Raw genomic sequence first — 26,070 nt, forward strand, 5'->3', positions numbered from 1 at the left:
ACCGCCATTTAAGAAGTCGTCGCGCCCTGTTGCCCGTTGAGCAATGCCTCCGCCGCCGCACGGGCCGCATCTGTAATCGTATCGCCCGCGAGCATTCGGGCGACTTCATCAACGCGCTCTTCGGCGGCAAGGGGGGTGACGGTGGAGGTGGTCATGCCCTTGGTCACCGATTTCGCCACACGCCAGTGATGCGCGCCAAGGGCTGCGACCTGCGGCGAATGGGTGACGACCAAGACCTGCCCCTCGGCGGCCAATGCCTTCAGGCGGCGGCCCACGGCATCGGCGGTGGCGCCCCCTACCCCACGGTCGATCTCGTCAAAGATTAGGGTGAGGCCGGATTGGGTCTGGGTCAGACAAACCTTCAGCGCCAAGAGGAACCGGCTGAGTTCCCCGCCCGAGGCGATCTTGCCCAAGGGCCCGGCAGGCGCGCCGGGGTTCGTGGCGACGGTAAAGGAGACCGCATCGCGCCCTTCGGGGCCTGCGGGTTCTTCGGTCAACTGCGTCTGGAAAACCGCGCGCTCCATCTTGAGCGGGGCAAGCTCTGCCGCCACGGATTTGTCGAGCTTGGCTGCGGCCTTGCGGCGCTTCTCGGTCAGCGCGGTGGCCCGTTCGTCGTAAAGCACCTGCGCATCGCGAACGGCTTTCTCCAGCCCCTGCTGCGCCGCTTCGCCTGCATCGAGCGCGTCGAGCTTGGCGCGCAGCGTGTCGGCGAAACCGGCCAGTTCATCGGGCTGCACGTCATGTTTGCGCGCCAAGCCGCGGATTGCAAAAAGCCGCTCTTCGCAGGCTTCCAACTCATAGGGGTCAAACGACATGCCGTCGATCGCATCGGCCACGCCGGACATCGCCTCGTCCAATTCCACCATGGCGCGGTTGAGCGCGGCGAGCGGGCCCTCCAGCGCGCCTTCGGCCTTGTCGGCCACCCCGTCGAGCCAGCGCAGCGCGTCGCCCATGGCCGTCTCTGCCCCGCCTTGGCCCAACAACTCATAAGCGTTGACCACATCACGGCGGATTTTCTCGGCCCCCTGCATCTGGCGGCGGCGGGTGTCGAGGGTGGCCTCCTCTCCCGCTTCGGGGTCAAGCTTGTCCAACTCAGCCACGGCGTGGCGCAGGAACTCTTCCTCAGCGGCGATGGCCTCGCGTTCGGCGGCAGCGGCGGCGGCGGCTTTGCGGGCGGCGCCGAGGGCGTTCCACGCCTCGCGCAGCTTGGCAATCGCCCGGGCATTCCCGGCGTAGTCGTCGAGGATTGCACGGTGGCCGCGTGGGTTCAGCAGGCCGCGGTCATCATGTTGGCCGTGCAGTTCCACCAATGTCTCCGACAGGCGGCGCAGCACCTCACCCGAACAGCGACGGTCATTGACCCAAGCGGTCTTGCGCCCGTCGGAGGTGTTGATGCGGCGCAGGATCAATTCGTCTCCGGCAGGCAGTCCCGCCTCTTCCAGCACCGCATGGGCCGGGTGGCCGGGCGGCAGATCGAACCAAGCGGTCACCTCACCCTGTTCTGCCCCTTGGCGCACCAGATCGGCACGCCCGCGCCAGCCCAGAACGAAGCCGAGCGAATCCAATAGGATCGACTTGCCCGCGCCCGTCTCACCGGTCAGCACGTTCAGCCCCGGCTGGAAGCCAAGCTCCAGCCGGTCGATGATCAGCATGTCTGAAATATCAAGTCCGCGCAGCATCTAGAACCGTCGGGTGGGCGATCCCACCCCCCTTAAAGCCACTCGCCCTTGATGGTCTGGCGATAGGCTGCACCCAGCCAATTGTCTTTGTAGAAGGCAGGCTCAAGGCCGCGCCCGGTCAGCAGTTTGTAGCTGTCCTCATACCATTCAGAGCCACGGTAGTTGTGGCCGAGGATGGCCCCCGCCGTCTGCGCCTCATGGTTCAGACCCAGCGAGAGATAGGATTCCACGAGACGGTGCAGCGCTTCGGCAGTGTGTGTCGTTGTCTGGAAATCCTCGACCACCACGCGGAAGCGGTTGATCGCGGCGGTGTAGTGATCGCGGCGCAGATAGTAACGGCCGATCTCCATCTCCTTGCCCGCCAGATGGTCGAAGGCGAGATCAAATTTCAGGATCGCGGAACGGGCATATTCGCTGTCCGGGTAGCCTTCGATCACGGCGCGCAGGGATTGCAACGCTTGGAAGGTCAGCCCCTGATCGCGGCCCACTTCGTCGATCTGATCGTAATAGCTCAGCGCCAAGAGGTACTGCGCATAGGCGGCATCGTCATCGGCGGGGTAGAAATCAATGAACCGCTGCGCGGCGGAGCGGCTGTTGGGATAGTCCTGATCCTTGTGATAGGCGAAAGCCTGCATGATCAGGGCGCGTTTGGCCCATTCGGAATAGGGATAGAGACGCTCGATCTCGGCGAAATAGAATGCCGCTTCGCCGGGGTTGTTGTTGGTCAGCTCATATTCGCCGCGCTCGAAAATCTGCTCGGCCGAATAGGTTTCAAGCGGGATTTCCTGCGGGTTGAAGAAGTTCCCGTCAGAGCGTCCGTCACCACCGCCGCAGGCTGCCAATGTCGCGACCAGAAGCACCGCACTGATCGTCCGCTTGCGCGATCCCGCTACCGTCATGCCCGCACCCCTTGCATCGTCCAACCCATGGTCTTTGACCCTCTTGCGCATGTGACTAGCACAATAAACTGCGTTGCAAAACGCCCATTCCGCCCCCGTCCGCAGGCGGCTGCGCGGTGGCGCATCGCTGGGTCAGGCTTGTCACTTCGGCTTAGTGAATACAAGGCATTGGCAGGGCGTTCAATGGCACTTCGCCGCCTAAGCGCCCTGCGCTTTGCGGTACTGCTCCCCTGCCCCGGGATCAGGCAACCTGCGGGATTTCGTCCCAAATCAGACCGGAGCCGGGCAGCCGCGCCGTTTGCGCCGCATCGCAGGCCACCAGACGCACGGCGTCCGGCGTGGCAAAGAGCGCGCGCAGCAGCGTGTTGGTCAGCGAATGGCCCGCGCGTTTGCCTTCGTAATGGCCCAAGAGCGGTGCCCCGGCCAACGCCAGATCGCCGAGCGCATCGAGCATCTTGTGGCGCACAGGCTCATCCGCGTGGCGCAGGCCGCCGGGGCTGACCACGGCATCGCCGTCGAAAACCACCGCGTTCTCACCCGCTTCGCCACCAAGCGCCAGACCATTGGCCTGCATCGCCTCGACATCTGCCTGACGGCAGAAGGTGCGGCTGTCGCAGAGTTCGCGCGCGAAAGAGCCGTTGTTCATCACCAGCGACTTGCGCTGCTGGCCGATGGCGGCATCGGCAAAGTCGATCTCAAAGTCGATGCGCAGCGTATCGGCGGGCGAGATCGTCGCGACCGCGTCGCCATCCTGCACGGTGATGGTTTTCAGCACTTCGAAGGCCATCACGGGGGCTGCAAGCTGGCGCAGACCGCGCTGCATGATGCCGCGCACGAAAGGCACGGAGGAACCATCGAGGATCGGCACTTCGGGGCCGTCGATCTCAATCAAAAGGTTGTGGATGCCGCAGCCCGCCACGGCGGCCATCAGATGCTCGACGGTCGAGATCGACAGGCCGGTGGGGTTTTCCAGCTTGGTGCAGAGCGGCGAGCGGTTCACCGCGTCCCAGCGGGCGGGGATCAGACGGTCACCGACCGCCACATCGCTGCGCGAGAACCAGATGCCGTGATGGGCCGACGCCGGGCGCAGTGTCACCGTCGCAGGCAGACCGGAGTGCAGGCCTGTGCCAGTAAAACTTACCGCTGATTTGATCGTTGTCTGCACCGGGTCATCCTCAAGCTTCGAACATCTTCTTGTTTGTTGAACTCTGGATTAAGGGGCGGGTTCGTTTTGCTCAACTCAATCTTTGCAACGGTCTGAAACATCATTGCAACATTTGAGCGCGGCTGCGCTTACCCGGAGGCAAGGCGTTGTTCTAAAAAGAAAAAGGGCCGCCCTAAGGCAGCCCTTTCGTCATCTATCGTGATCAGTTCAGTTGGCCTGACGGCGCAAGAACGCGGGGATTTCGATGCGTTCTTGATCGGGATCGTTGTTTTCCTGCGGCTGCGGCGCGGCGGCAGAGGCGCGGGTTTGCACCGGCGGCTGCTGACGCGCGGGGCGGGCTTGCGCCTCGCCTTCGGCGTGGCCGGTCATCCGGTTGATCAGGGAGTTGATGCCGAAACGGCCCTTGTCGCCCTGCTCACCCTGCTGCTGCTGGGCCTGACGGTGCTGCTCGGGCGCGGCCTTCTGTGCGGCGGCGCGCAGGCGGGCCAGCGCTTCGGGGGACGGTGTGCCGGGGGTCGGCGCACGCGGTGCGACGAAGGCTTCGGGCTCAGCTTCGATGTTCTCTTCCTGGCGCGGCTCGAATGCGGCGACCTCAGGCTGGTAGGCCGGTGCGGGCAGACCGTCATCGTCTTCGACAACGTTCTCGTCCTCAAACTGATCCTGCTCGCGCTGTGTCGGCTGGAGGTCTTGGAACAGGGCGGCCTGTTCGACTTCCTGCGGCGCTTCGGCGGCCACAGAGGCAGCGACCGGCGCCTGTGCAGCGGACACCTGCGCCACATCGTCAACCGATACGTTCTGACGCAAAGGCTGGCTCATGGAGCGGCGCGGGACGGGGATTTCGGTGTTCACATCTGTGGCGTCGATGCCGGTGGCGACAACGCTGACGCGCATCAGGCCACCAAGGCTTTCGTCCAGCGTGGAGCCGACGATGATGTTCGCTTCGGGGTCCACTTCCTCGCGAATGCGGTTGGCCGCTTCGTCGAGTTCGAACAGGGTAAGGTCCTGACCGCCGGTGATGTTGATGAGCACGCCCTTGGCACCGCGCAGGCTGATTTCGTCCAGCAGCGGATTGGCGATGGCTTTCTCGGCGGCTTGGATGGCGCGATCTTCGCCCTCGGCCTCGCCCGTTCCCATCATCGCCTTGCCCATCTCGTCCATCACGGCGCGGACATCGGCGAAGTCGAGGTTGATGAGGCCCGGACGGACCATCAGGTCGGTCACGCCCTTCACACCTTGGTACAGCACGTCATCGGCAAGCGAGAAGGCTTCGGTGAAGGTGGTCTTTTCGTTCGCCAGACGGAAGAGGTTCTGGTTCGGAATGATGATCAGCGTGTCGACGACCTTTTGCAGCGTCTCAACGCCATCTTCGGCCTGACGCATGCGCTTGGCGCCTTCGAATTGGAAGGGCTTGGTCACGACGCCGACGGTCAGCACGCCCAGTTCACGCGCGGCCTGCGCGATGATCGGAGCCGCCCCGGTGCCGGTGCCGCCGCCCATGCCAGCGGTGATAAAGCACATATGCGCGCCAGCAAGGTGGTCGACGATCTGCTCGATGCTCTCTTCGGCAGCGGCAGCGCCGACAGAGGCACGCGCGCCCGCGCCCAGACCTTCGGTCACTTTGATGCCCAGTTGCACGCGGTTCTCGGCCTGCGCCTGTTGCAGCGCCTGTGCGTCGGTGTTGGCCACGACGAAATCAACACCGTCAAGTTGCTTTTCGATCATGTTGTTGACCGCGTTGCCGCCTGCCCCGCCAACACCGAAGACGGTGATACGGGGTTTCAGATCATCATGTCCTGGCATTGAAAGGTTGAGTGTCATGTGCTGTCCGCCTGTCCAGTTATCCGCGTTCTGCGGGAGTTTTTCGACCAAATTTACCCGACCCTACCGGGCTAGGGCCGCATCGTCACCTAAAAAACATCGTTTTGACGCTAAATATGGGCAGAAACTTGCCAGTTTCCGCCTCATCTCGGGCTTCTCACCCGATATTGGGGTCACCAGTTGTCTCTAAACCATTTCACCGCGCGTTTGAGCGAGCGGGACGGGTAGCGATCGGCGGGAATGTCGAAATCCCACCATTCGTCCTGCGGATGCGCCGCGAAAAGCGCAAGCCCCACGGCAGAGGCAAAGCCCGGCCCCGTCGCGGCCTGCGGCAGCCCATGCACGCGCAGCGGACGCCCCAGACGAACCTGCTGGCCAAGGATCTTGCTGGCCAACCCGTCAAGGCCCGGTATCTGACTGCCCGCCCCGGTAAGCACAATCTGTTGGCTTGGCAAGTGGTCGAAACCGGCGGCATCCAGCCGAACGCGGACCTCTTCGAGGATCTCTTCGACACGCGGGCGCATGATGCCGATCAACTCCGCCCGGCTGGCGGTGCGGCGGTCGTGTTCGTAATCACCAGTCTCGCCGCCGATCTCGATCATGTCGCGGTCGTCCATGCCGGTGGCATGCACCCCGCCGTAGAAGGTCTTGATCCGCTCGGCATTGGCCATCGGCACTTGCAGACCCATCGAGATGTCGGAGGTGACGTGATCCCCGCCCATCCGCACCGTATCGGCATAGATCATATGTTTCTTGATAAAGATCGACAGGCCGGTGGTGCCACCGCCAAAGTCGATACAGGCGGCACCGAGCTCCTGCTCATCCTCGACCAGCGCCGAGATGCCCGAGGCGTAGGAGGAGGAGGCGATCCCGGCAAGTTCCAGATCACAGCGTTTGATGCAATGGGCCAGATGCTGCACCGTATCGGCGTCGACGGTCAGCATATGCATGTCCACCGAGAGGCTGTTGCCCAACTGGCCGCGCGGGTCGGCCAAACCGCTGCGGTGATCCAGCGCGAAGTTCACCGGCTGGGCGTGCAGCACCTCGCGGCCCTCGCCATATTCCGGCACGTCGCAGCCCGCCAGCACCCGCGCCACGTCCTGCTCCGAGACCGATTGCCCCTCCAACTCGACCGAGGCGTCGAGCCCATAGCTGCGCGGCTCCCCGCCCGAGAAACAGGCGATGACGTGATCGACGCGGATACCAGCCATCTTCTGCGCAGCCTGAAGGGCGGTGCGGATCGCGCGCTCGGTCTCGCCCATGGCGCAAATCTCACCAAAGCGGACCCCGCGTGAGCGGGTGGTCGCCGCCCCGATGACCCGGAACCCCGACTGCCCGGCCAAGGACCCGATGTCGCCGCTGTCGCTATCAAGCCCCGCACCGTCAAAGCGCAGCACCAGACAGGCGATCTTGGAGCTGCCCACATCCAAAATGGCGACCACTCCGCGTTGGATCGCCAATTTGCGCATGTGCCGCATCGAACGCTGACTGTCGTATAGGTCCATCATTTCGTTACTGTCCCGATTCCAATGGCCATCTTACTGGCCGGAAAGCTGCCTGATGTGCCACCATTCGCGGGTGGCATCTTCGTTCATTCTAAGGGTCGGTCTTGCCGCCAACCGCATGTCCACACGCGCCACATCCCGCGTAAGAACCTCTTGTGCGCCTTCCAGCGCGATCACCCGTTCCAGCGCTTGCAGCGCGTTTTCTTCGGGCAACATGATCGTTTGATCGCGGTCCAGCACCACGTCCCAGCGGCGTTGACCAACGCGGACCAAACCGCGCAGCCGGTCGCCCAAGACATTCGCGGCCCCGATCAGCCTGAGCGCCTCCGGCACCGCTTTGTCAGCCCCTGCCCCGGCGATCAGCGGCAGGTCGGCATGGTCGCGCCGCGCCTCGATCCGTGCCACATGGGCACCGGTATTGTCCACCAGCGCCAGCCCCGTTTCGCTGCGCCAAACAGCCACGGGCACGCGGGGGGTCACGTCGATCTGCAACACACCACCGGGACGAATGCGGACGTTGGCCTGTTTCACCCCGTCGATGTCGGTGATCTTCTCGCGAATTTGCGGCAGGTCGAGATCGAAGGAGGACAGCGGGAATTCCAGCGGCAGCGCGGTGCGGATTTCGGTCGAGAGCATGTCGCTCGCCCCGTCGATGGCCATAAGCTTGACCATGAACTCGGGCCGCTCTTCGATGCTGGCGCGCACGTCGGCGATGGCCTGCACCACGGTGCCGCGCCGTTCTTCGTCCGCCATATAGATCGTGCCCGCCAGCAGGCTCAGCGTGAAGGGCAGCCCCACGCGCAGGGCAAAACGGAACCCCGGTGTCAGCATCAACCGCTGCATCCGCCATGACCACCGCGACGGGGCGGGATCGGCCTTGACCGTTTCCGGGCGGCGGCGGATCAGCGATCGCATGTAGCGTCCTCCACCATCCAAGCGCAAAGCTCAGGGAATGAAATGCCGCAGGCCGCGGCCTGCTCGGGCGAGAGCGAAGTGGCGGTCATGCCGGGCTGGGTGTTGGTCTCCAACAGGATCAGCCCCTCGGGGCCGCGCGCCTCGTCCCAGCGAAAATCGGTGCGGCTAATGCCCTTGCAGCCAAGCGCCGCATGGGCGCGGCGGGCATAGTCGAAACACAGATCGGTGATCTCTTGCGGCAGATCGGCGGGCACCACGTGGCGCGAGCCGCCGGGCTTGTATTTCGCGTCATAGTCATACCAGCCGGTGGTGATGATATCCGTCACCGCCAACGCCCGGTCGCCCATCACGGTAGTGGTCAGCTCACGCCCCGGTGCGAAAGTCTCGACCATTACCTCGGCGGGCATGTCTTCGGACAATTGCGGCGGGCCGTTGTTTTCCTCGGCCACGAGATACACCCCGACCGAAGAGCCTTCGTTATTGGGCTTGACCACATAGGGCGGCGCCATGACATGGGCGGCCATCACATCGGCCTTGGGCGCGATCACGCTTTCCAACACCGGCAGCCCCGCGTGGCGGAACACGTCTTTGGAGCGCTGTTTGTCCATCGCCAGCGCCGAGGCCAGCACGCCGGAATGAGTGTAGGGCAGCTTGAGCCACTCTAGCAGCCCCTGCACACAGCCATCTTCGCCCCAACGGCCATGCAGACAATTCAGAACGGCATAGGGTTTGAGATCTGTCAGAACGGCTGCAAGATCGCGATCGGCTTCGACCTCGATCACGTTATATCCGCCATGTTCCCGCAAGGCAGCGGCGCATGCACGCCCACTGGACAGGGACACCTCACGCTCGGCCGAGGGGCCACCCATCAATACCGCCACTGTCGGGGTCTGTCCGCTCGACTTACCCACCAAAGTGCCTCTTCGCCTCGGACCGTTTGCGGCCCCTATCGTTGTTTTCTTTGCTTCTGCCGTGGCTTAGCTGCTGCGCCGCGGCTTAGCTTTGCGACGCCGGATCGCCCAATTTCTCACCGACGCGCTTAATTTCCCATTCTAGCCTTATACCGCTTGAAGCGTAAACCTTTTTTCGCACCTCTTCGCCCAATGTCTCAAGATCATGGGCCGTGGCGCCGCCGGTGTTGATCAGGAAGTTTGAGTGTTTCGGGCTTATCTGCGCGCCGCCTACGGTGGCCCCGCGCATCCCGGCGTCGTCGATCACTTTCCACGCCTTCAGATCATGCACATCATCCGCCTTCCCGGTCGAAGAGAAGCCCGCCGGGTTGCGGAAAGTGGAGCCGGCACTGCGGTCTTTCGTGGGCTGGCTCTCATCCCGTTTGGCAAGCTGCTGCTCCATCCGGGCGTGCAGCTCCTCCGGCACGCCTTTGGGCGGCGCAAAGGTCGCCCCGATCAGCACCGCGCCCGGGGACAGATCGCTCTGCCGGTAGCGGAAGTTGAGGTCATCCGCCGTCAGGGTCACCACCTCGCCCGCGCGGGTCACAGCCTGAGCCGAGACGAAGTGATCCGCCGTGTAGCTGCCGTAACAGCCCGCATTCATGCGCAACGCGCCGCCGATGCTGCCGGGAATGGTGCGCAGAAAGGTCAGATCCAGCCCCGCATCCGCCGCCTTGCGTGCCACATGGGCATCGAGCGCTGCGGCCCCCGCCGTCACCTGATCGCCGTCGACCTCGATCCCGTTGAAACCGCGGCCCAGCCGGATCACCACCGCCCGCAGCCCGCCATCGCGCACGATGAGATTGCTGCCCACCCCCATGGGGAAAACCGTCACCCCTTGCGGCAAACGCCGCATGAAAAGGCACAGGTCCTCCACATCGGCGGGTTGGAACAGGTAATCCGCAGGGCCGCCGACGCGGAGCCATGTCAGGTCGCTCAGGGCGCGATTTGGGGTCAGCCTGCCGCGCAGGTCAGGGATATTGAGCTTAATCATGGCGCCCGACTTAGCGCATTTATAAGGCGGGGCAAACCATCAAGAAGACGGCGGATCGACGCGGCTCTCGCGCCAGCGTTTGGCCACCCGCCCCGCAAGCCAGCCCAGCCCGAAACCGCCCACCGCATAGAATAGGACGGAAAGCTGCGCCAAAAGCGCATGCGGCTCGAACACCCGCGCATCCAGCCCGAAAACCATCCATGTGGCATTGAGGGCAAAGCCTGTCGCCAGCACGAGAAAGAACCACAGCACGCGGGCGCGAAAACCGGTCCAGATACAGGCGATCATCCAGACCGCAAAGACCGACAGCAGCGCCACAAGGGTCGGCGTCAGGGTCATTCCGCCGGGCCTTTGACCCGGCCCGCGCCGCGGCGCAGCCAGCGCGCGAAATAGACCACGGGCCAGCGCAGCACCGAACAGCCCCCCGCCAGCACCAGCAGGCCCAGCCACGGCCCATGCTGCGCGGTGACGAAACCAACGATTGGGATGCCCACGGCGATCAGCAGATAGGCGCTGCGCCAGTGGGAATCCTTGCTCGGCGTCATGGCAAGGATGTTCGCGATCACGAACCAGAAGCAGGCGAGGATGAGAGAGAGGCTCATTTCGGCAGCTCCGGCTTTTGGCCCCGCAGCCGCGCCAAGAGATAGCGCAGCGGGTTGCGGAACATCGACAGGAACGCCAGCAGCGCCAAAAGCGCATAGGCCCAAGACTGGGTCACACCGATGGCGATGATCAGCAAGGGCGCGGCAATCAGCAGAACCACCCCCGGCAGGTATTGAGAGCGCAGCGGCAGCATGGCCACGGTCACGGCGGCGAAGACCCAGAGGATCGACAGCCAGACGAGGGTCACGCAGCTGCCCCCTTGGCCGCGCGTAGCGCCTCGGGCAGGTCATTGGCCCAGCCGCTGATCGTACCCGCCCCGAGGCAGACCACCATATCGCCCGGGCGCGCCTCGCGCAGGACCAGTTGCGTCAGCGCCTCGGCATCCTCGACCGCATAGGCATGGCGATGGCCATGCTGGATCAACCCCGCGACCAGCCCGTCGCGGTCGGCACCGGGGATCGGCTCTTCGCCCGCGGCATAGACATCGGCGATGCCCACGACATCGGCATCGTTGAAACAGGCGCAGAACTCGTCAAAGTGATGCGACAGGCGGGAATAGCGGTGCGGCTGGTGCACGGCGATCACGCGGCCTGCGCTGGCCTGCCGCGCGGCTTTCAGCACGGCGGCAATCTCGACCGGGTGGTGGCCGTAGTCGTCGATGATGGTCACGCCGTCCACCTCGCCCACGCGGGTAAAGCGGCGGTTCACCCCGCCAAAGCTGCCCAAAGCGTCGCGGATTTGCTCAAGCTTCATCCCAAGGTGCCGCGCCACGGTCACCGCCGCCAGCGCGTTCGAGACGTTGTGATCCCCGGGCATCGGCAGGGCGCAGTTTTCGATGACCATGTCTTCGGACTGAAGATGCACGTCAAAATGCGCGACGCCGTCTTTGTAGTGCAGCCCCACGGCGCGTACATCGGCCTGCGCGTTGAACCCATAGGTCATCACGCGGCGGTCAGTGAGCTTGCCCACAAGCGACTGCACCTCCGGGTGATCGGTGCAACAGACCGCCAGCCCGTAGAAAGGGATGTTTGAGACGAAGTTCAAAAACCCCTGCCGCAGCGTGTCGAAGTCGCCCCAATGCTCCATATGCTCGGGGTCGATATTGGTGACGATGGCGATGGTGGCGGGCAAGCGGTTAAAGCTGCCATCGCTTTCATCCGCCTCGACCACCATCCAGTCGCCCTGCCCCATCCGCGCGTTGGAGCCGTAAGCGTGGATGATGCCGCCGTTGACAACGGTGGGGTCAATGCCGCCCGCAACCAGCAGTTCTGCGACCAGCGTGGTGGTCGTCGTCTTGCCATGCGTTCCCGCCACGGCGATGTTGGACTTAAGCCGCATAAGCTCGGCCAGCATCTCGGCCCGGCGGACGACGGGCAAGCCACGGCGACGGGCCTCGTCTAACTCAGCATTGCCCGGCTTGATCGCCGAAGAGATCACGACCACCGCCGCGCCTTCGATATTCTCAGCCGCCTGCCCCTCGAAGATGCGCCCGCCCAATTCGGCCAGCCGCACGGTGATTTTGGTGGTTTTGAGGTCCGAGCCCTGCACCTTGTAGCCGTGGTTCAAAAGCACTTCGGCGATGCCGGACATGCCGATGCCGCCGATGCCGACGAAATGGATCGGGCCGACATCGGTCGGCAGTTTGGTGGCGGCGGCGTTCATTGCGGGTGTTCCTCTTCTGCGGGGGTGAGCGTGCCTTGGGCGGCAAGCTGCTCAACCATATCGGCCAAGGTCTCGGCCGCATCGGGTTTGCCGACCGAAAGCGCGGCGCGCGCCATCTGCATTGCCCCTTCGGGCATCTCAAGCACGGCGAGGATCTGGTCGGTCATGATATCTGGATTGGCTTTGCGTTCGGGCACCATGATCGCGGCCCCGGCCTCAACCAAGCCGCGGGCATTGGCGCTTTGGTGATCCCCCGCCGCGGCGGCAAAGGGGATCAGGATCGACGGACGCCCGATGACCGACAGGTCGGCCACGCTGGAGGCACCGGAGCGGCTGATCACCAGCTGCGCCTCGGACATGCGGCGGGGCACATCGTCAAAGAAGGGGCGCACATCGGCGCTGATGCCGGATTCGGCGTAGTAGTCCGCCACCCGCTGGCCGTCTTCGTCGCGGGCCTGATGGCTGACGCGGATGTTGCGGATCATGTTCATCGGCATGGCCGCAAGCGCCGGGGGCACCACGTCCGAAAGGATGCGCGCGCCTTGGCTGCCGCCCATGACCAATACCTCCATCGGGTAGTCACCCGGCGGGATATAGGCGGCACCGGCGCGGTCCAGAACGGCGGCGCGGACCGGATTGCCCACATGCCAGCCCTGCACGCCCTCGGGTAGCTTGGTGGGCCAGATGCCGCAGGCCACGGCGTGAACCCGTTTGGCAAAAATCTCATTCACGCGGCCCAAAATGCCATTCTGCTCGTGGATCATCCGGGGCATGCGCAGCGCCCAAGCAGCACCGAGCGCCGGGATCGACGGATAGCCCCCAAAGCCCACCACGACCGATGGCCGGTCGCGCAGCATGTTGAGGCCCGAGCGGACCACACCGGCGGCGATGCGGAAGGGCACCAGCGCCTTGGCCACCACCCCGCCGCGGGCAAATGTGGCGCTGCTGATCTGGGTGATCTCGACCGCTTCGGGAAAGCCGCCGGTATAGCGCGCGCCGCGCGCATCGGTGCTGAGCTTCACCCGCCAGCCGCGCTTCAACATCACCTCGGCCAAAGCCTGCGCAGGAAACATATGCCCACCGGTCCCCCCGGCGGCGATGATCAACAGTGGGGCGGCCATCAGCGGCGGCCCCGGCCCAGAATATCGCTGATCTCACCCTGCGGGCGGGTCCGGGTAAAGGCCAACAGCATGCCCACTGCGATGCCGCTTGCGATCACCGAAGAGCCGCCGTAGCTCACGAAAGGCAGGGTCATGCCCTTGGCAGGCAAAAGCCGCACTGCCACACCCATGTTGATCATTGCCTGTACTCCAAATGTGCAGGCCAGCCCGGTTCCGGCCAGCCGGATGAAGGGGTCACGCTCGCGCACCAGACGCAGCAGCGACCGGACGACCACCACAGTATATAGGGCGATAATGCAGACGACCATGATCAGGCCATATTCCTCGGCGGCGACGGCGATGATGAAGTCGGTATGCGCATCGGGCAGCGACCATTTCACCTCGCCCTCGCCCACGCCTACGCCGAAAAGCCCGCCCTCGCGGATGGCGTTTGTGGCATAGCCAAGCTGGGTGGTCGGATCGACATCGACGCTGAGAAAGCCATCGATCCGCCGCGCGAAGTGCTCGGAATTGGAATAGGCGAAGGTCCCCGCCAGAACCACCAGCCCCGCCATGCCGACCAGCAGCACCATCGGCGCGCCGGCGACGAAATACATCACGCCCCAGCCGAACAGGACGAGACAAGCCTGCCCGAAGTCGGGCTGCATCGCCAGCATCAGCACGATGGAGATACAAAGCGCGAAGGACCACGATTTGCCCGGAGGTCCGTTGATCTCGGTCGCGGCGGCCATCATCCATGCGGCGGCGACCATGAAACCGGGTTTCAGAAATTCAGAGGGCTGGAACGAGGCGAAGCCCAGCGAATACCAGCGCGTCGCCCCCTTGCCGAAATCGGTGCCGAAGAAAGGCAACAGCGCCAGTGCCACAAAGGCCACCACAAAGCCCAACACCGCCAGACGCCGCACCAGCACCGGGGACATCATCGAGGTCAGCAACATCGCGATCAGCGCCAATCCGCCGAAGAACGCCTGCCGCTGCACATAGTGGAAAGCATCAAAGCCGTTCTTCGCGGCCAAGGGCGGGGATGCGGCCAGCCCCAAAAGCATGCCGACGGCAAAAAGGATCAACACGCAGGACAAAGCCCAACGGTCGACCGTGCGCCACCATTTTGGAAGGATCGGTTCACCATCCCGCACCGGGACCGCGCCATAGACCATCTCTGTCATGGGTATCTGCCTTAACTGCCTCAACGGCCCCTTTGCGGGGTCTCTTCCAGGCAGAATAGCCCGACTTGTCATATGAAGCTAGTGCATTTCACCCCGCTAAAGCGGGCGGGGTCAGCGGGGCTTTGCCAAGCCCCGCCGCCGGGCGATCAGCTCGCCCCTTCAACGCGCGCGATCAGGCGGCCTTATGGGTGCCGCGCACCGGGTAGCCCTTGTCGCGGACGAATTTGAGGCCGTTCAGCAGACCCTCCAACTCGGGCCGCGCGAAGGGCGCGTTGGAAATGTCGATGATCTGCACCTTGCCTTCGTCGTTGATGACGAAGGTCGCAGGTTCGGCGAAGGGCCGATCGGTCTCCTGCGGGCTGCGCGGGTCAGAAATGTAGAGCCCCAGTTCCGCCATCTGGTCGAGGCTGAGGTCATAGCCGATGGGCAGGGTCAGGCTGTCTTCCTCGGCCATGGCCTTGGCCTTCTCTTCGGGGTCGCCGGAGACGGCGATCACATCGACGCCAATCTCATGGAACTGGCTTTGCAGCTTTTCCAATTGCGCGAGATACTTTTTGCAAATCGGGCAGTGCAGGCCGCGGTAGACCACCACCAACTGCCAATCGCGCCCCTCTTGTGGCTGGCCCAAGGTCAGCGTGCCGCCGCCGAGCTTGCTCACGTCCATCTTCGGAAAATTCTGTTCTGCGGTCAGTTTGGTCATTTTCTGCTCCTTTCGTCAGTTGCGTTGCACCCCAGCTATGGCGCCTTGGCAAAGCGGCAACCGGTCTCACGTCTTCTTGACCGGGGCGGCACATTGAGGCAGAGCGCGCCTATGCAAGTCGATACAGCCATTATCGGAGCCGGTGCCGCAGGCATGATGTGCGCTGCCCATGCGGGCGGGCGGGTGCTGGTGGTGGACCATGCCAAAGCCCCGGGCGAGAAGATCCGCATCTCGGGCGGCGGGCGCTGCAACTTCACCAATATGTATTGCGAACCGCAGGCCTTTCTCAGCCAGAACCCGCATTTCGCCAAATCCGCTTTGGCCCGCTACACACAGTGGGATTTCATCGAGTTGGTCGACCGTCATGGCATCGCGTGGCATGAGAAAACCCTCGGCCAGCTTTTCTGCGACACCAGCGCGAAAGAGATCATCGCCATGCTGCGCGGTTTGATGCAGCAGGCCGGGGTCGAACTGCAGTTGAAAAGCAGCGCGAGCAATTTCGCAAAGGTCGATGGTCAGTTCAGCTTTGATCTGCAAACCCCTGATAAGACGGTGAAAGTCACCGCCCGCAACCTCGTGATCGCCACTGGGGGCAAGTCGATCCCCAAGATGGGCGCAACCGGGGTGGCCTATGACATCGCGCGGCGGTTTGGCCTAAATGTCACCGAAACGCGGGCCGGGCTGGTGCCCTTCACCTTTGCCGAAGGGCGCTTTGCCCCGCTGGCCGGTGTCGCCACCCCTGCCCGTGTCACCGCTGGCGATACGGGCTTTGACGAGGCGCTGCTCTTCACCCACCGCGGCCTTTCTGGGCCCGCCGTTTTGCAGGCGTCGTCCTACTGGTGCGAGGGGGAGCCGATCACCGTGAACCTCGCCCCCGAAGGCACCCTTTTGGACGCGCTGCGCGACCAGCGGCAACGCGCGGGGCGGCGGAACTTTACCACCGTTCTCGCGCAGCACCTGCCCGGGCGGCTGGTGGAACATCTGGGGCAAGAGTTCGATGTTTCGGGCAATCTGGCGGATTGGTCGGATGCGCGGCTCTCCGCATTCATCGCAGGCATCGAGAACTGGCAGCTACACCCCGGCAGCACCGAAGGGTATCGCACGGCAGAGGTCACTCTGGGCGGCGTCGACACCGACGGGCTATCGTCCAAGACCATGGCCGCGAGAGAGGTGCCGGGGCTCTATTTCATCGGCGAAGCCGTGGATGTGACCGGTTGGCTCGGCGGCTATAACTTTCAGTGGGCGTGGTCTTCGGGCATGGCGGCGGCACGGGCGATTGCGGGCTAGGCACCGCCCTACTCCGCCAGCACCTTCTGCACCTGCGCCACGAAATCCTCACCGCGGCGCTCGAAACTGTCGTATTGATCGAAACTCGCCGCCGCCGGGGCCAGCAGGACAACATCGCCCTCTTCGGCCTCTGCCGCCGCCCGTGCCACGGCCTGCTCCATCGTGCCGCAGACTTCGGTCTCAGCCGTGAGTTGCATGGCGAAATGCGCGGCTTCGCGCCCGATCACATAGGCTTTGCGGACCGATCCTTGCGCCTCTGCCAACCCTTTCAGGCCGCCCTCTTTCTCAAGCCCGCCGCAGATCCAGCGGATGTTCTTGAACGCCGCCAGCGCCTTGGCCGCGCTGTCGACATTGGTGGCCTTGCTGTCATTGACGTAGCGGACGCCATGCGCCTCGGCCACGGTCTGGCTGCGGTGCGGCAGGCCACCGAAACTGTGAAACGCCGCCTCGATCACCCGTGGGGCAAGGCCGAGCGCCCGGCAGGCGGCATAGGCGGCGCAGGCGTTCTGGTGGTTATGCGCGCCCGGCAGCCCTTGGATGCCGCGCAGGTCGATCGCGCCGACCTGCTTGCCGCGCCGATATTCGCTCAAGAACCCTTTGCGGGCAAAGACATGCCAGCCGGGGCCGGAAAGCTTGGTCTCGGCGCTGATGCGGATCACACGGTCGTCGCTCGGCCCCTCGCTGAGTTGCCCGGCAAGGAAGCGGCCCTCGGCCTCATCCACGCCGATCACCGCGCGGTCGGGGCCACCTTCGGCAAAGAGGCGACGCTTCGCGGCATAGTAGCCCCCCATCCCCGCATGGCGGTCCAGATGGTCGGGGCTGAGATTGGTGAAGACCGCCACATCCGGCGTCAGCGCGCGCGCCAGTTCGGTCTGGTAGCTGCTAAGCTCCAGCACCACGACCTCCCCATCCACGGCGGGATCGAGGTCCAGCACACCGCGCCCAATGTTGCCCGCCAATTGGCAAGGCCGCCCGACATGCTCAAGGATGTGGTGAATAAGCGCCGAAGTCGTCGATTTCCCGTTCGAGCCGGTCACCGCCACCACCCGCGGGGCCACGTCGTAGTGATCCCATGCCAGCGTGGCGAAGCTTTGGAAGAAGAGGCCAATGTCATTGTCCACCGGCACCCCTGCGGCAAGCGCTGCCGCCACCACCGGGTTCGGCGCGGGGTAGAGATGCGGGATGCCGGGGCTGACGATCAGCCGGGCGATCTTGTCCAAGGCACCGGGGGCGTTGAGATCGACACAGGCGAAGCCTTCCCGCTCGGCCCGCGCCCGTGCGGCGGGGTTGTCGTCCCAGCAGCTGACCTTGGCCCCGCCCGCTTGCAACGCGCGCGCCGCACTCAGGCCCGAGCGGCCCAATCCCAGCACCGCCACGCGTGCGCCTTCCAAGCCCTGTACTGGAATCATCTGCAATCCCCTGCTACCCGTTGACCCCAGAATGGGGGCATGATGCGCCCATCACAAGCCAGAGGCCGCCGAAGATGTCCAGCCCCGCCAAACCTGACCTTGACGATGTGTTGCCGCGCCTCAATGCCATGATGCGCGAGGATGACCACTGGGGTGACGTGGCGGCCTATATCCCGCAACTGGCCAAGGTGGACCCGGCGCAGTTCGGCATCGCTGTGGTGACGGCGGATGGCAAATGTCATGTGGCGGGCGATACGCAGGTGCCCTTTTCGGTCCAGTCCATCACCAAGGTCTTTACGCTGGCCATCGCGCTTGGCCGATCGGGCGACCAACTGTGGCACCGCGTGGGGCGGGAGCCTTCGGGCCGGGCCTTCAACTCCATCGTGCAGTTGGAGCAGGAACAGGGCCGCCCGCGCAATCCCTTCATCAACGCGGGTGCGATCGTGACGACGGATGAGGTCTTGGGCAACCGCGAGCCGCGCGAGGCGCTGGCCGAGATCCTGCGTTTCGTGCGCGAAGCGGCGGGGACGGACGACATCCACATCAATGACACCGTCGCCGCCTCGGAGACCGATTTTGGCCACCGCAACTTTGCGCTGGCGCATTTTCTGGCGAGCTACGGCAACCTCATCAACGCGCCGGAACGCACGCTCGGCACCTATTTCCACCATTGCGCGATGGAGATGACGGTGGAACAGCTTGCCATGGCGGGCCGCTTCCTGATCGAAGCCCCCGATGTGCCGCGGCTGGTGGCCCCCAGCCGCATCCGACGGCTCAACGCGCTGATGCTGACCTGCGGGCATTACGACGGCTCAGGCGATTTCGCCTATCGCGTGGGCCTGCCGGGCAAGTCGGGTGTGGGCGGCGGCATCCTGGCCATCGTGCCGGGGCGGGCCAGCATCGCGGTCTGGTCGCCGGGGCTCAACCGCTATGGCAACAGCCAAAAGGGCACCGAAGCACTGGCCCTTTTGGCACGTCACATGGATTGGTCGATCTTCTAAGGGCTTAGCGCACCTTCAGCGTCGCCAGACCCAGCAGGGCGAGGATAAGTGAAATGATCCAGAAACGGATCACGATCTGCGGCTCGGCCCAGCCCTTTTTCTCGTAATGGTGGTGGATCGGCGCCATCAGAAAGACGCGCTTGCCGGTGCGCTTGAAGTAGAGCACCTGCACGATCACCGATAGCGCCTCGACCACGAAGAGCCCGCCGACGACCGCCAGCACCAACTCGTGTTTCGTCGCCACAGCAATGGCACCCAAGGCCCCACCAAGCGCCAGCGACCCGGTGTCGCCCATGAAGACGGCGGCGGGCGGCGCGTTGTACCACAGGAACCCGAGGCCGCCACCGAAGAGACCGGCGGTAAAGATCAGGATTTCGCCCGTACCCGGAACATAATGCACGTCAAGATAGTCGGTGAAGTCGACCCGGCCCACGGCATAGGCAATGACGCCAAGCGCTCCGGCGGCGATCATCACCGGCATGATGGCCAGACCATCAAGCCCGTCAGTCAGGTTCACCGCATTGGCCGAGCCGACGATCACGATGATGGCAAAGGGCACGAAAAGCACCCCGAGGTTGATCAGCGTGTCTTTGAACACCGGCAGCGCAAGCTGGTACTGCAACTCTGCCGGATGGTATTGCGCGGCCCAATAGCCCGCGATGCCCGCGATCAGAAAACCTAGCAAAAGCCGCAACTTACCCGGCACGCCATCGGTGTTTTGCTTACTGACCTTGGCGTGGTCGTCGGCATAGCCGATGGCGGCGAAACTCATGGTGACGAAAAGCACCAGCCAGACGAAAGGATTGTCGAGCCGCGCCCAAAGCAGGGTCGAGGTCAGCAAGGCCCCCACGATCAGCAGCCCGCCCATGGTGGGCGTGCCCGCCTTGGCGAAATGCCCCTCTGGGCCGTCATCGCGGATCGGCTGGCCCTTGCCCTGCCGCTTGCGCAGCACTTCGATCAGCGGTTTGCCGAAGATAAAGCCGAACACCAATGCCGTCAGAAACGCCCCGCCCGCGCGGAAGGTGATATAGCGAAACAGGTTAAAAAAATCGCCGCCATCCGACAGCAGCGTCAACCAATAGAGCATATATCGCGTCCTAACTCATCATGTGGGGTGAATCGCCGATCAGGCGGTCGGGACCGGATGGCCCATTTTGCGGATGGCGTCAACAATACCGCCCAGCTTCATCGAAAGCGACCCTTTGATCAGCACGACATCGCCGGAATCGAGCCTTGCGCGGAGTCCTTGCAACATCTCTTCGGCGGTTTCCGTCCAATCGCCGCGCTGATGTTCGGGCAGATTGTCGTAAAAGGCTTTCATCAACGGGCCGACGCAATGCACCACGTCGAGCGCTTGGGTGGCTTCGAGATCGGCGAGACCGGCGTGCAGCGCCACAGATTCGGGGCCGAGTTCTTTCATATCGCCGACAAAGGCGATCCGCCGCCCCTTGCTGACGCGCCCGATGTCATGGGTGACTTCCGAGGCGGCCAGCACCTCAAGCGCGGCGGCCATGGAGGTTGGGTTGGCGTTATAGCTGTCGTCGATCAATTCCAGCGCCAGATAGGTGTCTATGGGGTCGAGCTGGATGCGCTCACGCACCCCGCGCCCGGCATAGGGCGACCAGCGGCCCAGCGATTGCACAGCCAGCGCCCGATCCGCGCCAAGCGCCTCGGCCACTGCCAGCGCGCCAAGCGCGTTCATCGCGAAATGCCGCCCCGGCGTGGCGATCTTGAAGATCACCGGCGCGCCTTCAACCTCGGCCTGTGCCACGGTGGCATCGCCCTGAACCTTGACCTCGCCCAGCTTGTAGTGATGCCCTGCCTGACCAAAGGTCGTCTCGCGCAGGCCGCGCTCTAGCGCTTTGGCCAAGACGATATCGCTGTGCGCGTGGTCGGCGTTGATCACCGCCCCGCCGCCCGGCTCCATCCCGTCAAAGATGCTGGCCTTTTCCACCGCGATGGCGGCGACATCCTTGAAGGCTTCGAGGTGGACGGCGGCGACATTGGTCACCATCGCCGCATCGGGCCGCGCCTGTTTGGCGAGGGGGGCAATCTCTCCGGGGTGGTTCATGCCGATCTCGATGACCGCGTAATCGGTATCGCGCGGCATCCGCGCCAGTGTCAGCGGCACGCCCCAGTGGTTGTTGTAGCTGTCGACGCTGGCATGGGCCCGGCCTTGATCGCCAAAGATCGCCAGCAGCATCTCCTTGGTCGAGGTCTTGCCGACGCTGCCGGTCACCGCCGCCACCTTTGCCTGTGGGCCGAGGCGGGCGCGCCCTGCCCTGCCAAGCGCTTCGAGCGCCTGCTGCACATCCTCAACGATCAGCAGCGGCGCGTCCGTGGCCACGCCTTCGGGGATATGGGTCACGAGCGCGGCAGCGGCCCCTTTGCTGAGCGCTTGGGCCACAAATTCATGCCCGTCCCGCGCGGCCTTGAGTGCGACGAAGAGATCGCCGGCCTGCAAGGTCCGTGTGTCGATGGAGACACCGTTGCAAGCCCAATCGCCCTGCGCCTGCCCGCCCGTGGCCTCCGCCGCTTCGCTCGCTGTCCAAAGGCTCATGCCAATCTCCCGTCCAGTGCCGCCACGGCCACGCTGGCCTGTTCCACATCGTCGAAAGGCAGCACGTCGTCGCCCACGGTCTGCCCGGTCTCATGCCCCTTGCCCGCGATGAGCAGCGCGTCGCCCGGCTCTAGCGCTTCCACCCCGCGCAGGATGGCTTCGGCCCGGTCGCCGACTTCCCAAGCCTCGGGTGCGCCGCCCAGCACGGCGGCACGGATGCTGGCCGGGTCTTCGCTGCGCGGGTTGTCGTCGGTGACGATGACCATATCCGCATGTTGCGCCGCCGCCTGCCCCATCAAGGGGCGCTTGGCACGATCCCTATCACCCCCCGCGCCGACGATGGCGACGAGGCGGCCCAGCACATGCGGGCGCATGGCGGCAAGTGCCGTGGCCACCGCATCGGGCGTATGGGCGTAATCGACAAACACCGCCGCGCCGTTGTCGCGGGTGGCGGCAAGCTGCATCCGGCCCCGCACGGTGGTGAGATGCGGCAGCGTGTCGAAGACCTCCTGCGGATCGCCGCCGCAGGCGATGACCAGCCCGGCGGCGAGCAATACGTTGTCGCCCTGAAAGCCGCCGATCAGGTTGAGCCGCTTTTGATAGGTCTTGCCGCGCCAGCTAAAGCGCAGGTCTTGGCCCGTGGCATCGAACCGCTGGCCTTGCAGATGCAGATCGCCCCCGTCGCGGCCCACGGTGATCACCTCACAGCCCCGCGCGCGGGCGATGGCCGCGATGTCGACGCCTTTTTCATCGTCGATATTGACCACCGCCGTGCCGTCTTCGGGCAGGACACGGGCGAAAAGCGCGGCTTTGGCGGCGAAATAGGCCTCGAATGTCTCGTGATAGTCCAGATGGTCTTGGGTGAAGTTGGTAAAGCCCGCCGCCTTGAGCGTCACCCCATCCAGCCGCCGCTGGTCGAGCCCATGGCTCGACGCTTCCATCGCGGCATGGGTGATGCTATTCGCCGCCGCCTCGGCCAGCGTGCGGTGCAGGGTGATCGGCTCGGGCGTGGTATGGGCCAAGGGGGCGGCCCATGCACCCTCTACCCCGGTTGTGCCGAGGTTCACGGCAGGCAATCCCATTTCAACCCAAATCTGGCGCACGAAGGTCGAGACGGAAGTTTTCCCATTGGTGCCGGTGACCGCGATCATCGTGGCGGGCTGGCCGCCGAACCAAAGCGCCGCCGTGCGCGCCAGCGCCTCCCGCGGGAGGTCGGAGACCACCAGCGCGACATCCGAGCCCGCCAATTCCTCGGCGGCGAGTTTGGCGCCCGCCGCATCGGTCAGCACCGCCGCCGCGCCCATGCGCAGGGCGTATTGAATGAAACCTGCCCCATGCACACGGCTGCCGGGCAGAGCCGCGAAAAGCGTGCCCTCGCGCACTTCGCGGCTGTCGACCGCGATGCCGGTGATCATAGGGTTGGCCCCCGCCCGCGCGGTCAGCCCGAGAGAGGAAAGGGGTACGGCCCGGTCGGTCATAGAGATGTCTTTTCAGTTGCTGCTGGTCAGCGTTAGCACAGCGTCGTTGATCGGTTCAACAGCGGGGCGCAGCCCCAGCAAAGGCGCGATGCGGCGGACCATCTCAGCGGCTACGGGCACGGCTGTCCAACCCGCCGTGCGGCGCGGTTTCGGGCCCGAGGTTTCCACCGGTTCGTCCAAGGTGACGATCAGCACATATTTCGGGTCATCGATGGGAAAGATGCTGGCGAAAGTGTTGATCACCTTGTCGTCGTAATAGCCGCCCGTGGGCTTGGGCTTGTCGGCGGTGCCGGTCTTGCCCGCGATCTGATAGCCCGGCACCTCGGCAAAGCTGGCCGTGCCATCGGTCACCACCTTGCGCAGCATCATCCGCGCCTGCGCGGCGGTCTCTTCGGACATGACGCGGGGGCCGAGTTGGGGGGCGGATTGCTTCAGCAACGTGGGTTTTACCGCGCGCCCGCCATTGGCGATGGCGGCATAGCCCGCCGCAAGGTGCATCGGCGTGCTCGACAACCCGTGGCCGTAGGAGATCGTCACGCTCGACAGCTCGGTCCAGCGGCTTGGCAAGAGCGGCTTGCCGCCCGAAGCTTCAACGATCTCAAAGGGGGTCGGCTCAAAGAAACCGAGGCTTTTGAGGAACTCCTGCTGCCGTTCGATACCGATTTCCAGCGCCATCCGGCCCGTGCCCCGGTTCGAGGAATGCACGATGATGTCGGCAACGCTCAGCTTGCCGTAGTTCTTGTTGCGGAATTCACCGATGCGGAAGCCACCAACCTTCATCGGGCCGGAGGTGTCGATGATCGTGTCGGCGTTGAACAGCCCCAGTTCCACCGCCTGTGCCGCTGCGAAAATCTTGAAGGTCGAGCCCAGTTCATAGACCCCCTGCACCGCGCGGTTGAACAGCGGGCTGTCCGAGGCATCGCCTTGGGTCAAAGGCCGGGGCCGGTTGTTGGGGTCGAAGTCCGGCAGGGAGGCGACCGAGATCACCTCGCCCGTGTGCACGTCCATCAGAATGCTTGTGGCGCCCTTGGCGTTCATCAGCTTCATGCCGCCATAAAGCACCCGCTCCGCCGCGGCCTGCACGGTGAGGTCGAGCGACAGCTCTAGCGGTTTGTTGCCATTGGCCGGGTCGCGCAGATAGTCGTCGAAATACTTCTCGGCCCCCGCCACGCCGATCACCTCGGCGGCATGGACGCCTTCCTTGCCATAGCTCGCCCCGCCCAGCACATGGGCTGCAAGCGAGCCGTTGGGGTAAAGACGCATGTCGCGCGGCGCGAACAAGAGCCCCGGATCGCCGATATCATGCACGGCCTGCATCTGTTCGGGGCTTATTTTCTTCTTGATCCACAGGAACTTGCGCTTGCCTGTGAAATCCTTAATCAGGCGTTCTTCTTTCAGATCGGGAAAAATTTTGACCAGCTTTTTCGCGGCTATCTCCGGGTCGATCATGTGGCGCGGCTGCGCATAGAGCGCATGGGTCTCGAAATTGGTGGCCAGAAGGTTGCCGTTCCGGTCCGTGATATCCGCACGCGAGGCCGAGATCACGGCCCCCGGCGCATGGCCGCGCGGCTCAGACGGTTCCGACATGGCCAGCAGCCCCATGCGTCCGCCGATCACGGTGAAAGCACAAAGAAAACAGACCCCCAGCACCAGAAGCCGCCCCTCGGCGCGCATCCGCGCCTTGTCGCGCATCTGCTCGTGGCGGATGCGCTTGTTCTCACGTTCGATCGCGTCGGGGTTTTCCCCCTTCTCGCGGGCCTCGAGGATGCGGGCCAGCGGGCGCAGCGGGGTGCGGATCATTCAACCTTCTCCTCGAAAAGACCGTTCAGCGCCTCGTAATTCATCGTCGAGACATCCACAGGATCGGTGATCGGCAGCAAGGGCTGGGGCGGATAGGCGACTTGATCGACCTGACCAAACTGGCCGGGATGCAGCGGCAACAGGCCCAGACGGTCAAAGTTCAGATCCGCCAGATCGCGCAGCCGGTCCGGGCGGTTCTGAAAGGCCCATTCGGCGCGCAGCACGGCCAGACGGGCGTGGGCGGCGCGGATATTGGCATGCAGCCTGTCGGCATCGCTCAGCGCCTGCTGGGTCGCGTAGTTCTCGCGGTAGGCCCAGAAGGCCAATCCAACCACGGCAATGGTGGTGAGGATATACATCACCGTGCGCATCACTCAGATCCCCCTGACCATCGGCATGCCGATGGTTTTCGCGTCAATCTCACCACTGGGCGCGTCGGTGCGCGTGGCGACCCGCAGCTTGGCCGACCGGCTGCGCGGGTTCTCTTTCAATTCCTGCGCGTCGGGGCCAATCGCCTTGCGGGATTTCAGCGTGAACTGCGGCGGCGCCTGCTCAAGCGCGGGGGCGAAACGGTTGGCATTGCCCCCGGCCCCGGCACGCGCGGTGAGGAAGCGTTTGACCATGCGGTCCTCGACCGAATGAAAGGTCACCACCGCCAGTTTCCCGCCCGCCTTCAACGCCCGCTCGGCGGCCATAAGACCTTGAAAGAGTTCGCCATATTCATTGTTCACCGCGATCCTCAGGGCTTGGAAACTGCGGGTTGCGGGGTGGCTCTGGCCGGGCTTGGACCGTGGCAGGCAGCCTTCGACGAGTTTGGCCAATTCCAGCGTGGTGGTGATCGGCGCTTCTTCGCGGGCACGGACAATCGCCTTGGCGATCCGGCGCGAGGCGCGCTCTTCACCGTATTGAAAAAGGATATTGGCGATCACCGCTTCCTCGGCCTCGTTGACCAGATCGGCAGCCGAGGGGCCATCCTGGCTCATCCGCATGTCGAGCGGGCCATCTTTCATGAAAGAAAAGCCACGCTCCGCCTGATCGAGCTGCATGGAGGAAACCCCAAGATCCAGCACCACACCATCGAGGTCTTGGGCATATTCATCCATGCGCGAAAAGACGCCCTGCTGCATGGTGATCCGATCGCCATAGTCCCCGGCCCATGCCGCCGCCATCTCAAAGGCCAGCGGATCGCGGTCGACGGCCACCACACGCGCGGCCCCGGCCTCAAGCAAGCCACGGGTGTAGCCGCCCGCGCCAAAGGTGCCATCCAGCCAGACCCCCTCTACGGGCGCCACGGCAGATAGGATCGGGCGCAGCAGAACAGGGGTGTGAGGGGCGGAAGGGTCAGAGGCAGCAACCAT

Annotated in this window: 24 protein-coding genes; 2 read left to right on the top strand and 22 right to left on the bottom strand. The window is 64.3% G+C overall.

Annotation, left to right across the window (positions count from 1 at the left end; translation table 11 throughout):
• Positions 1-8 precede the first annotated feature (8 nt).
• The 15 genes from recN to ACGYLD_RS12780 all read right to left on the bottom strand — a co-directional run bounded on the left by recN (position 9) and on the right by ACGYLD_RS12780 (position 15,177).
• Positions 9-1,679, bottom strand: a complete 1,671-nt coding sequence (gene recN / locus ACGYLD_RS12710) for a DNA repair protein RecN (protein ID WP_271693390.1) — start codon at positions 1,677-1,679, stop codon at positions 9-11.
• Positions 1,680-1,711: 32 nt separating this feature from the next.
• Positions 1,712-2,578 carry an outer membrane protein assembly factor BamD gene (locus ACGYLD_RS12715; RefSeq protein ID WP_271693389.1) on the bottom strand — a complete coding sequence of 289 codons (867 nt, stop codon included), beginning with the start codon at positions 2,576-2,578 and terminating at the stop codon, positions 1,712-1,714.
• Between the two features lie 241 nt (positions 2,579-2,819).
• Complete coding sequence (gene lpxC / locus ACGYLD_RS12720) at positions 2,820-3,743, bottom strand: UDP-3-O-acyl-N-acetylglucosamine deacetylase (RefSeq protein WP_168612003.1); 924 nt, start codon at positions 3,741-3,743, stop codon at positions 2,820-2,822.
• A gap of 207 nt (positions 3,744-3,950) precedes the next feature.
• Positions 3,951-5,561, bottom strand: a complete 1,611-nt coding sequence (gene ftsZ / locus ACGYLD_RS12725; RefSeq protein WP_394402753.1) for a cell division protein FtsZ — start codon at positions 5,559-5,561, stop codon at positions 3,951-3,953.
• A gap of 173 nt (positions 5,562-5,734) precedes the next feature.
• Positions 5,735-7,069 carry a cell division protein FtsA gene (ftsA, locus tag ACGYLD_RS12730; RefSeq protein ID WP_067263257.1) on the bottom strand — a complete coding sequence of 445 codons (1,335 nt, stop codon included), beginning with the start codon at positions 7,067-7,069 and terminating at the stop codon, positions 5,735-5,737.
• A gap of 30 nt (positions 7,070-7,099) precedes the next feature.
• The gene (locus tag ACGYLD_RS12735; RefSeq protein WP_322327986.1) at positions 7,100-7,981 is read right to left on the bottom strand and encodes a cell division protein FtsQ/DivIB; all 882 of its coding nucleotides are present in this window, start codon (positions 7,979-7,981) and stop codon (positions 7,100-7,102) included.
• Complete coding sequence (locus ACGYLD_RS12740) at positions 7,969-8,850, bottom strand: D-alanine--D-alanine ligase (RefSeq protein ID WP_394402780.1); 882 nt, start codon at positions 8,848-8,850, stop codon at positions 7,969-7,971. Before ACGYLD_RS12740 ends, ACGYLD_RS12735 begins: the two co-directional genes overlap by 13 nt.
• 127 nt (positions 8,851-8,977) lie before the next feature.
• Positions 8,978-9,925 (bottom strand): UDP-N-acetylmuramate dehydrogenase, encoded by a 948-nt coding sequence (murB, locus tag ACGYLD_RS12745; protein ID WP_271693383.1) that lies wholly within the window; start codon positions 9,923-9,925, stop codon positions 8,978-8,980.
• A 39-nt stretch (positions 9,926-9,964) separates the two neighbouring features.
• Positions 9,965-10,264, bottom strand: a complete 300-nt coding sequence (locus tag ACGYLD_RS12750; RefSeq protein WP_271693382.1) for a hypothetical protein — start codon at positions 10,262-10,264, stop codon at positions 9,965-9,967.
• A complete protein-coding gene (locus ACGYLD_RS12755; protein WP_271693381.1) occupies positions 10,261-10,527 on the bottom strand; it encodes a DUF2484 family protein in 267 nt (88 codons plus the stop codon). The genes ACGYLD_RS12750 and ACGYLD_RS12755 overlap by 4 nt, the downstream gene beginning before the upstream one ends.
• A complete protein-coding gene (locus tag ACGYLD_RS12760) occupies positions 10,524-10,775 on the bottom strand; it encodes a DUF2484 family protein (RefSeq protein WP_271693380.1) in 252 nt (83 codons plus the stop codon). Before ACGYLD_RS12760 ends, ACGYLD_RS12755 begins: the two co-directional genes overlap by 4 nt.
• Positions 10,772-12,190 (bottom strand): UDP-N-acetylmuramate--L-alanine ligase, encoded by a 1,419-nt coding sequence (gene murC, locus ACGYLD_RS12765; RefSeq protein WP_271693379.1) that lies wholly within the window; start codon positions 12,188-12,190, stop codon positions 10,772-10,774. The genes ACGYLD_RS12760 and murC overlap by 4 nt, the downstream gene beginning before the upstream one ends.
• Positions 12,187-13,311 (bottom strand): UDP-N-acetylglucosamine--N-acetylmuramyl-(pentapeptide) pyrophosphoryl-undecaprenol N-acetylglucosamine transferase, encoded by a 1,125-nt coding sequence (locus ACGYLD_RS12770; RefSeq protein WP_271693378.1) that lies wholly within the window; start codon positions 13,309-13,311, stop codon positions 12,187-12,189. Before ACGYLD_RS12770 ends, murC begins: the two co-directional genes overlap by 4 nt.
• The gene (ftsW, locus tag ACGYLD_RS12775; RefSeq protein WP_067261784.1) at positions 13,311-14,477 is read right to left on the bottom strand and encodes a putative lipid II flippase FtsW; all 1,167 of its coding nucleotides are present in this window, start codon (positions 14,475-14,477) and stop codon (positions 13,311-13,313) included. Before ftsW ends, ACGYLD_RS12770 begins: the two co-directional genes overlap by 1 nt.
• A 172-nt stretch (positions 14,478-14,649) precedes the next feature.
• The gene (locus ACGYLD_RS12780) at positions 14,650-15,177 is read right to left on the bottom strand and encodes a peroxiredoxin-like family protein (protein WP_271693377.1); all 528 of its coding nucleotides are present in this window, start codon (positions 15,175-15,177) and stop codon (positions 14,650-14,652) included.
• Between the two features lie 111 nt (positions 15,178-15,288).
• Between ACGYLD_RS12780 and ACGYLD_RS12785 the strand changes: the two genes are divergently transcribed.
• Positions 15,289-16,464, top strand: a complete 1,176-nt coding sequence (locus ACGYLD_RS12785) for an NAD(P)/FAD-dependent oxidoreductase (RefSeq protein ID WP_271693376.1) — start codon at positions 15,289-15,291, stop codon at positions 16,462-16,464.
• 8 nt (positions 16,465-16,472) lie between these two features.
• Here the strand turns inward: ACGYLD_RS12785 and murD are convergent, their stop codons facing one another.
• Positions 16,473-17,873 (bottom strand): UDP-N-acetylmuramoyl-L-alanine--D-glutamate ligase, encoded by a 1,401-nt coding sequence (murD, locus tag ACGYLD_RS12790; protein ID WP_271693375.1) that lies wholly within the window; start codon positions 17,871-17,873, stop codon positions 16,473-16,475.
• Positions 17,874-17,947: 74 nt separating this feature from the next.
• Between murD and ACGYLD_RS12795 the strand changes: the two genes are divergently transcribed.
• The gene (locus tag ACGYLD_RS12795) at positions 17,948-18,874 is read left to right on the top strand and encodes a glutaminase (protein WP_067261778.1); all 927 of its coding nucleotides are present in this window, start codon (positions 17,948-17,950) and stop codon (positions 18,872-18,874) included.
• Between the two features lie 4 nt (positions 18,875-18,878).
• On the opposite strand, the gene mraY is transcribed toward ACGYLD_RS12795, so the two are convergent.
• Genes mraY through rsmH form a run of 6 tightly spaced genes read right to left on the bottom strand, consistent with a single transcriptional unit; the run spans position 18,879 to position 26,070 of the window.
• Complete coding sequence (gene mraY / locus ACGYLD_RS12800) at positions 18,879-19,961, bottom strand: phospho-N-acetylmuramoyl-pentapeptide-transferase (protein ID WP_168611989.1); 1,083 nt, start codon at positions 19,959-19,961, stop codon at positions 18,879-18,881.
• A gap of 39 nt (positions 19,962-20,000) precedes the next feature.
• Entirely contained in the window at positions 20,001-21,434 is a 1,434-nt protein-coding gene (murF, locus tag ACGYLD_RS12805) for a UDP-N-acetylmuramoyl-tripeptide--D-alanyl-D-alanine ligase (RefSeq protein ID WP_271693374.1), read from the bottom strand.
• Complete coding sequence (locus tag ACGYLD_RS12810) at positions 21,431-22,912, bottom strand: UDP-N-acetylmuramoyl-L-alanyl-D-glutamate--2,6-diaminopimelate ligase (RefSeq protein ID WP_271693373.1); 1,482 nt, start codon at positions 22,910-22,912, stop codon at positions 21,431-21,433. Before ACGYLD_RS12810 ends, murF begins: the two co-directional genes overlap by 4 nt.
• 12 nt (positions 22,913-22,924) lie before the next feature.
• Entirely contained in the window at positions 22,925-24,712 is a 1,788-nt protein-coding gene (locus ACGYLD_RS12815; protein ID WP_271693372.1) for a penicillin-binding protein 2, read from the bottom strand.
• Complete coding sequence (locus tag ACGYLD_RS12820; protein WP_271693371.1) at positions 24,709-25,083, bottom strand: cell division protein FtsL; 375 nt, start codon at positions 25,081-25,083, stop codon at positions 24,709-24,711. Before ACGYLD_RS12820 ends, ACGYLD_RS12815 begins: the two co-directional genes overlap by 4 nt.
• Positions 25,084-25,086: 3 nt before the next feature.
• Entirely contained in the window at positions 25,087-26,070 is a 984-nt protein-coding gene (gene rsmH, locus ACGYLD_RS12825; protein WP_271693370.1) for a 16S rRNA (cytosine(1402)-N(4))-methyltransferase RsmH, read from the bottom strand.

The organism is Sulfitobacter sp. 1A12056 (genome assembly GCF_043558125.1).
Classification (GTDB): Bacteria; Pseudomonadota; Alphaproteobacteria; order Rhodobacterales; family Rhodobacteraceae; genus Sulfitobacter; species Sulfitobacter faviae.

What these genes read in the sequence shown, in the direction of transcription:
- murF (WP_271693374.1), bottom strand. Translation starts at nt 21,434, where the DNA reads ATGAGCCTTTGGACAGCGAGCGAAGCGGCGGAGGCCACGGGCGGGCAG.
- ACGYLD_RS12785 (WP_271693376.1), top strand. Translation starts at nt 15,289, where the DNA reads ATGCAAGTCGATACAGCCATTATCGGAGCCGGTGCCGCAGGCATGATG.
- ACGYLD_RS12820 (WP_271693371.1), bottom strand. Translation starts at nt 25,083, where the DNA reads ATGCGCACGGTGATGTATATCCTCACCACCATTGCCGTGGTTGGATTG.
- ftsZ (WP_394402753.1), bottom strand. Translation starts at nt 5,561, where the DNA reads ATGACACTCAACCTTTCAATGCCAGGACATGATGATCTGAAACCCCGT.
- murC (WP_271693379.1), bottom strand. Translation starts at nt 12,190, where the DNA reads ATGAACGCCGCCGCCACCAAACTGCCGACCGATGTCGGCCCGATCCAT.
- ACGYLD_RS12735 (WP_322327986.1), bottom strand. Translation starts at nt 7,981, where the DNA reads ATGCGATCGCTGATCCGCCGCCGCCCGGAAACGGTCAAGGCCGATCCC.
- ACGYLD_RS12780 (WP_271693377.1), bottom strand. Translation starts at nt 15,177, where the DNA reads ATGACCAAACTGACCGCAGAACAGAATTTTCCGAAGATGGACGTGAGC.
- ACGYLD_RS12750 (WP_271693382.1), bottom strand. Translation starts at nt 10,264, where the DNA reads ATGACCCTGACGCCGACCCTTGTGGCGCTGCTGTCGGTCTTTGCGGTC.
- ACGYLD_RS12740 (WP_394402780.1), bottom strand. Translation starts at nt 8,850, where the DNA reads ATGGGTGGCCCCTCGGCCGAGCGTGAGGTGTCCCTGTCCAGTGGGCGT.
- ACGYLD_RS12810 (WP_271693373.1), bottom strand. Translation starts at nt 22,912, where the DNA reads ATGACCGACCGGGCCGTACCCCTTTCCTCTCTCGGGCTGACCGCGCGG.
- ACGYLD_RS12715 (WP_271693389.1), bottom strand. Translation starts at nt 2,578, where the DNA reads ATGACGGTAGCGGGATCGCGCAAGCGGACGATCAGTGCGGTGCTTCTG.
- ftsA (WP_067263257.1), bottom strand. Translation starts at nt 7,069, where the DNA reads ATGATGGACCTATACGACAGTCAGCGTTCGATGCGGCACATGCGCAAA.
- murB (WP_271693383.1), bottom strand. Translation starts at nt 9,925, where the DNA reads ATGATTAAGCTCAATATCCCTGACCTGCGCGGCAGGCTGACCCCAAAT.
- ftsW (WP_067261784.1), bottom strand. Translation starts at nt 14,477, where the DNA reads ATGACAGAGATGGTCTATGGCGCGGTCCCGGTGCGGGATGGTGAACCG.
- ACGYLD_RS12755 (WP_271693381.1), bottom strand. Translation starts at nt 10,527, where the DNA reads ATGAGCCTCTCTCTCATCCTCGCCTGCTTCTGGTTCGTGATCGCGAAC.
- murD (WP_271693375.1), bottom strand. Translation starts at nt 17,873, where the DNA reads ATGATTCCAGTACAGGGCTTGGAAGGCGCACGCGTGGCGGTGCTGGGA.
- ACGYLD_RS12795 (WP_067261778.1), top strand. Translation starts at nt 17,948, where the DNA reads ATGTCCAGCCCCGCCAAACCTGACCTTGACGATGTGTTGCCGCGCCTC.
- ACGYLD_RS12815 (WP_271693372.1), bottom strand. Translation starts at nt 24,712, where the DNA reads ATGATCCGCACCCCGCTGCGCCCGCTGGCCCGCATCCTCGAGGCCCGC.
- rsmH (WP_271693370.1), bottom strand. Translation starts at nt 26,070, where the DNA reads ATGGTTGCTGCCTCTGACCCTTCCGCCCCTCACACCCCTGTTCTGCTG.
- recN (WP_271693390.1), bottom strand. Translation starts at nt 1,679, where the DNA reads ATGCTGCGCGGACTTGATATTTCAGACATGCTGATCATCGACCGGCTG.
- mraY (WP_168611989.1), bottom strand. Translation starts at nt 19,961, where the DNA reads ATGCTCTATTGGTTGACGCTGCTGTCGGATGGCGGCGATTTTTTTAAC.
- ACGYLD_RS12770 (WP_271693378.1), bottom strand. Translation starts at nt 13,311, where the DNA reads ATGGCCGCCCCACTGTTGATCATCGCCGCCGGGGGGACCGGTGGGCAT.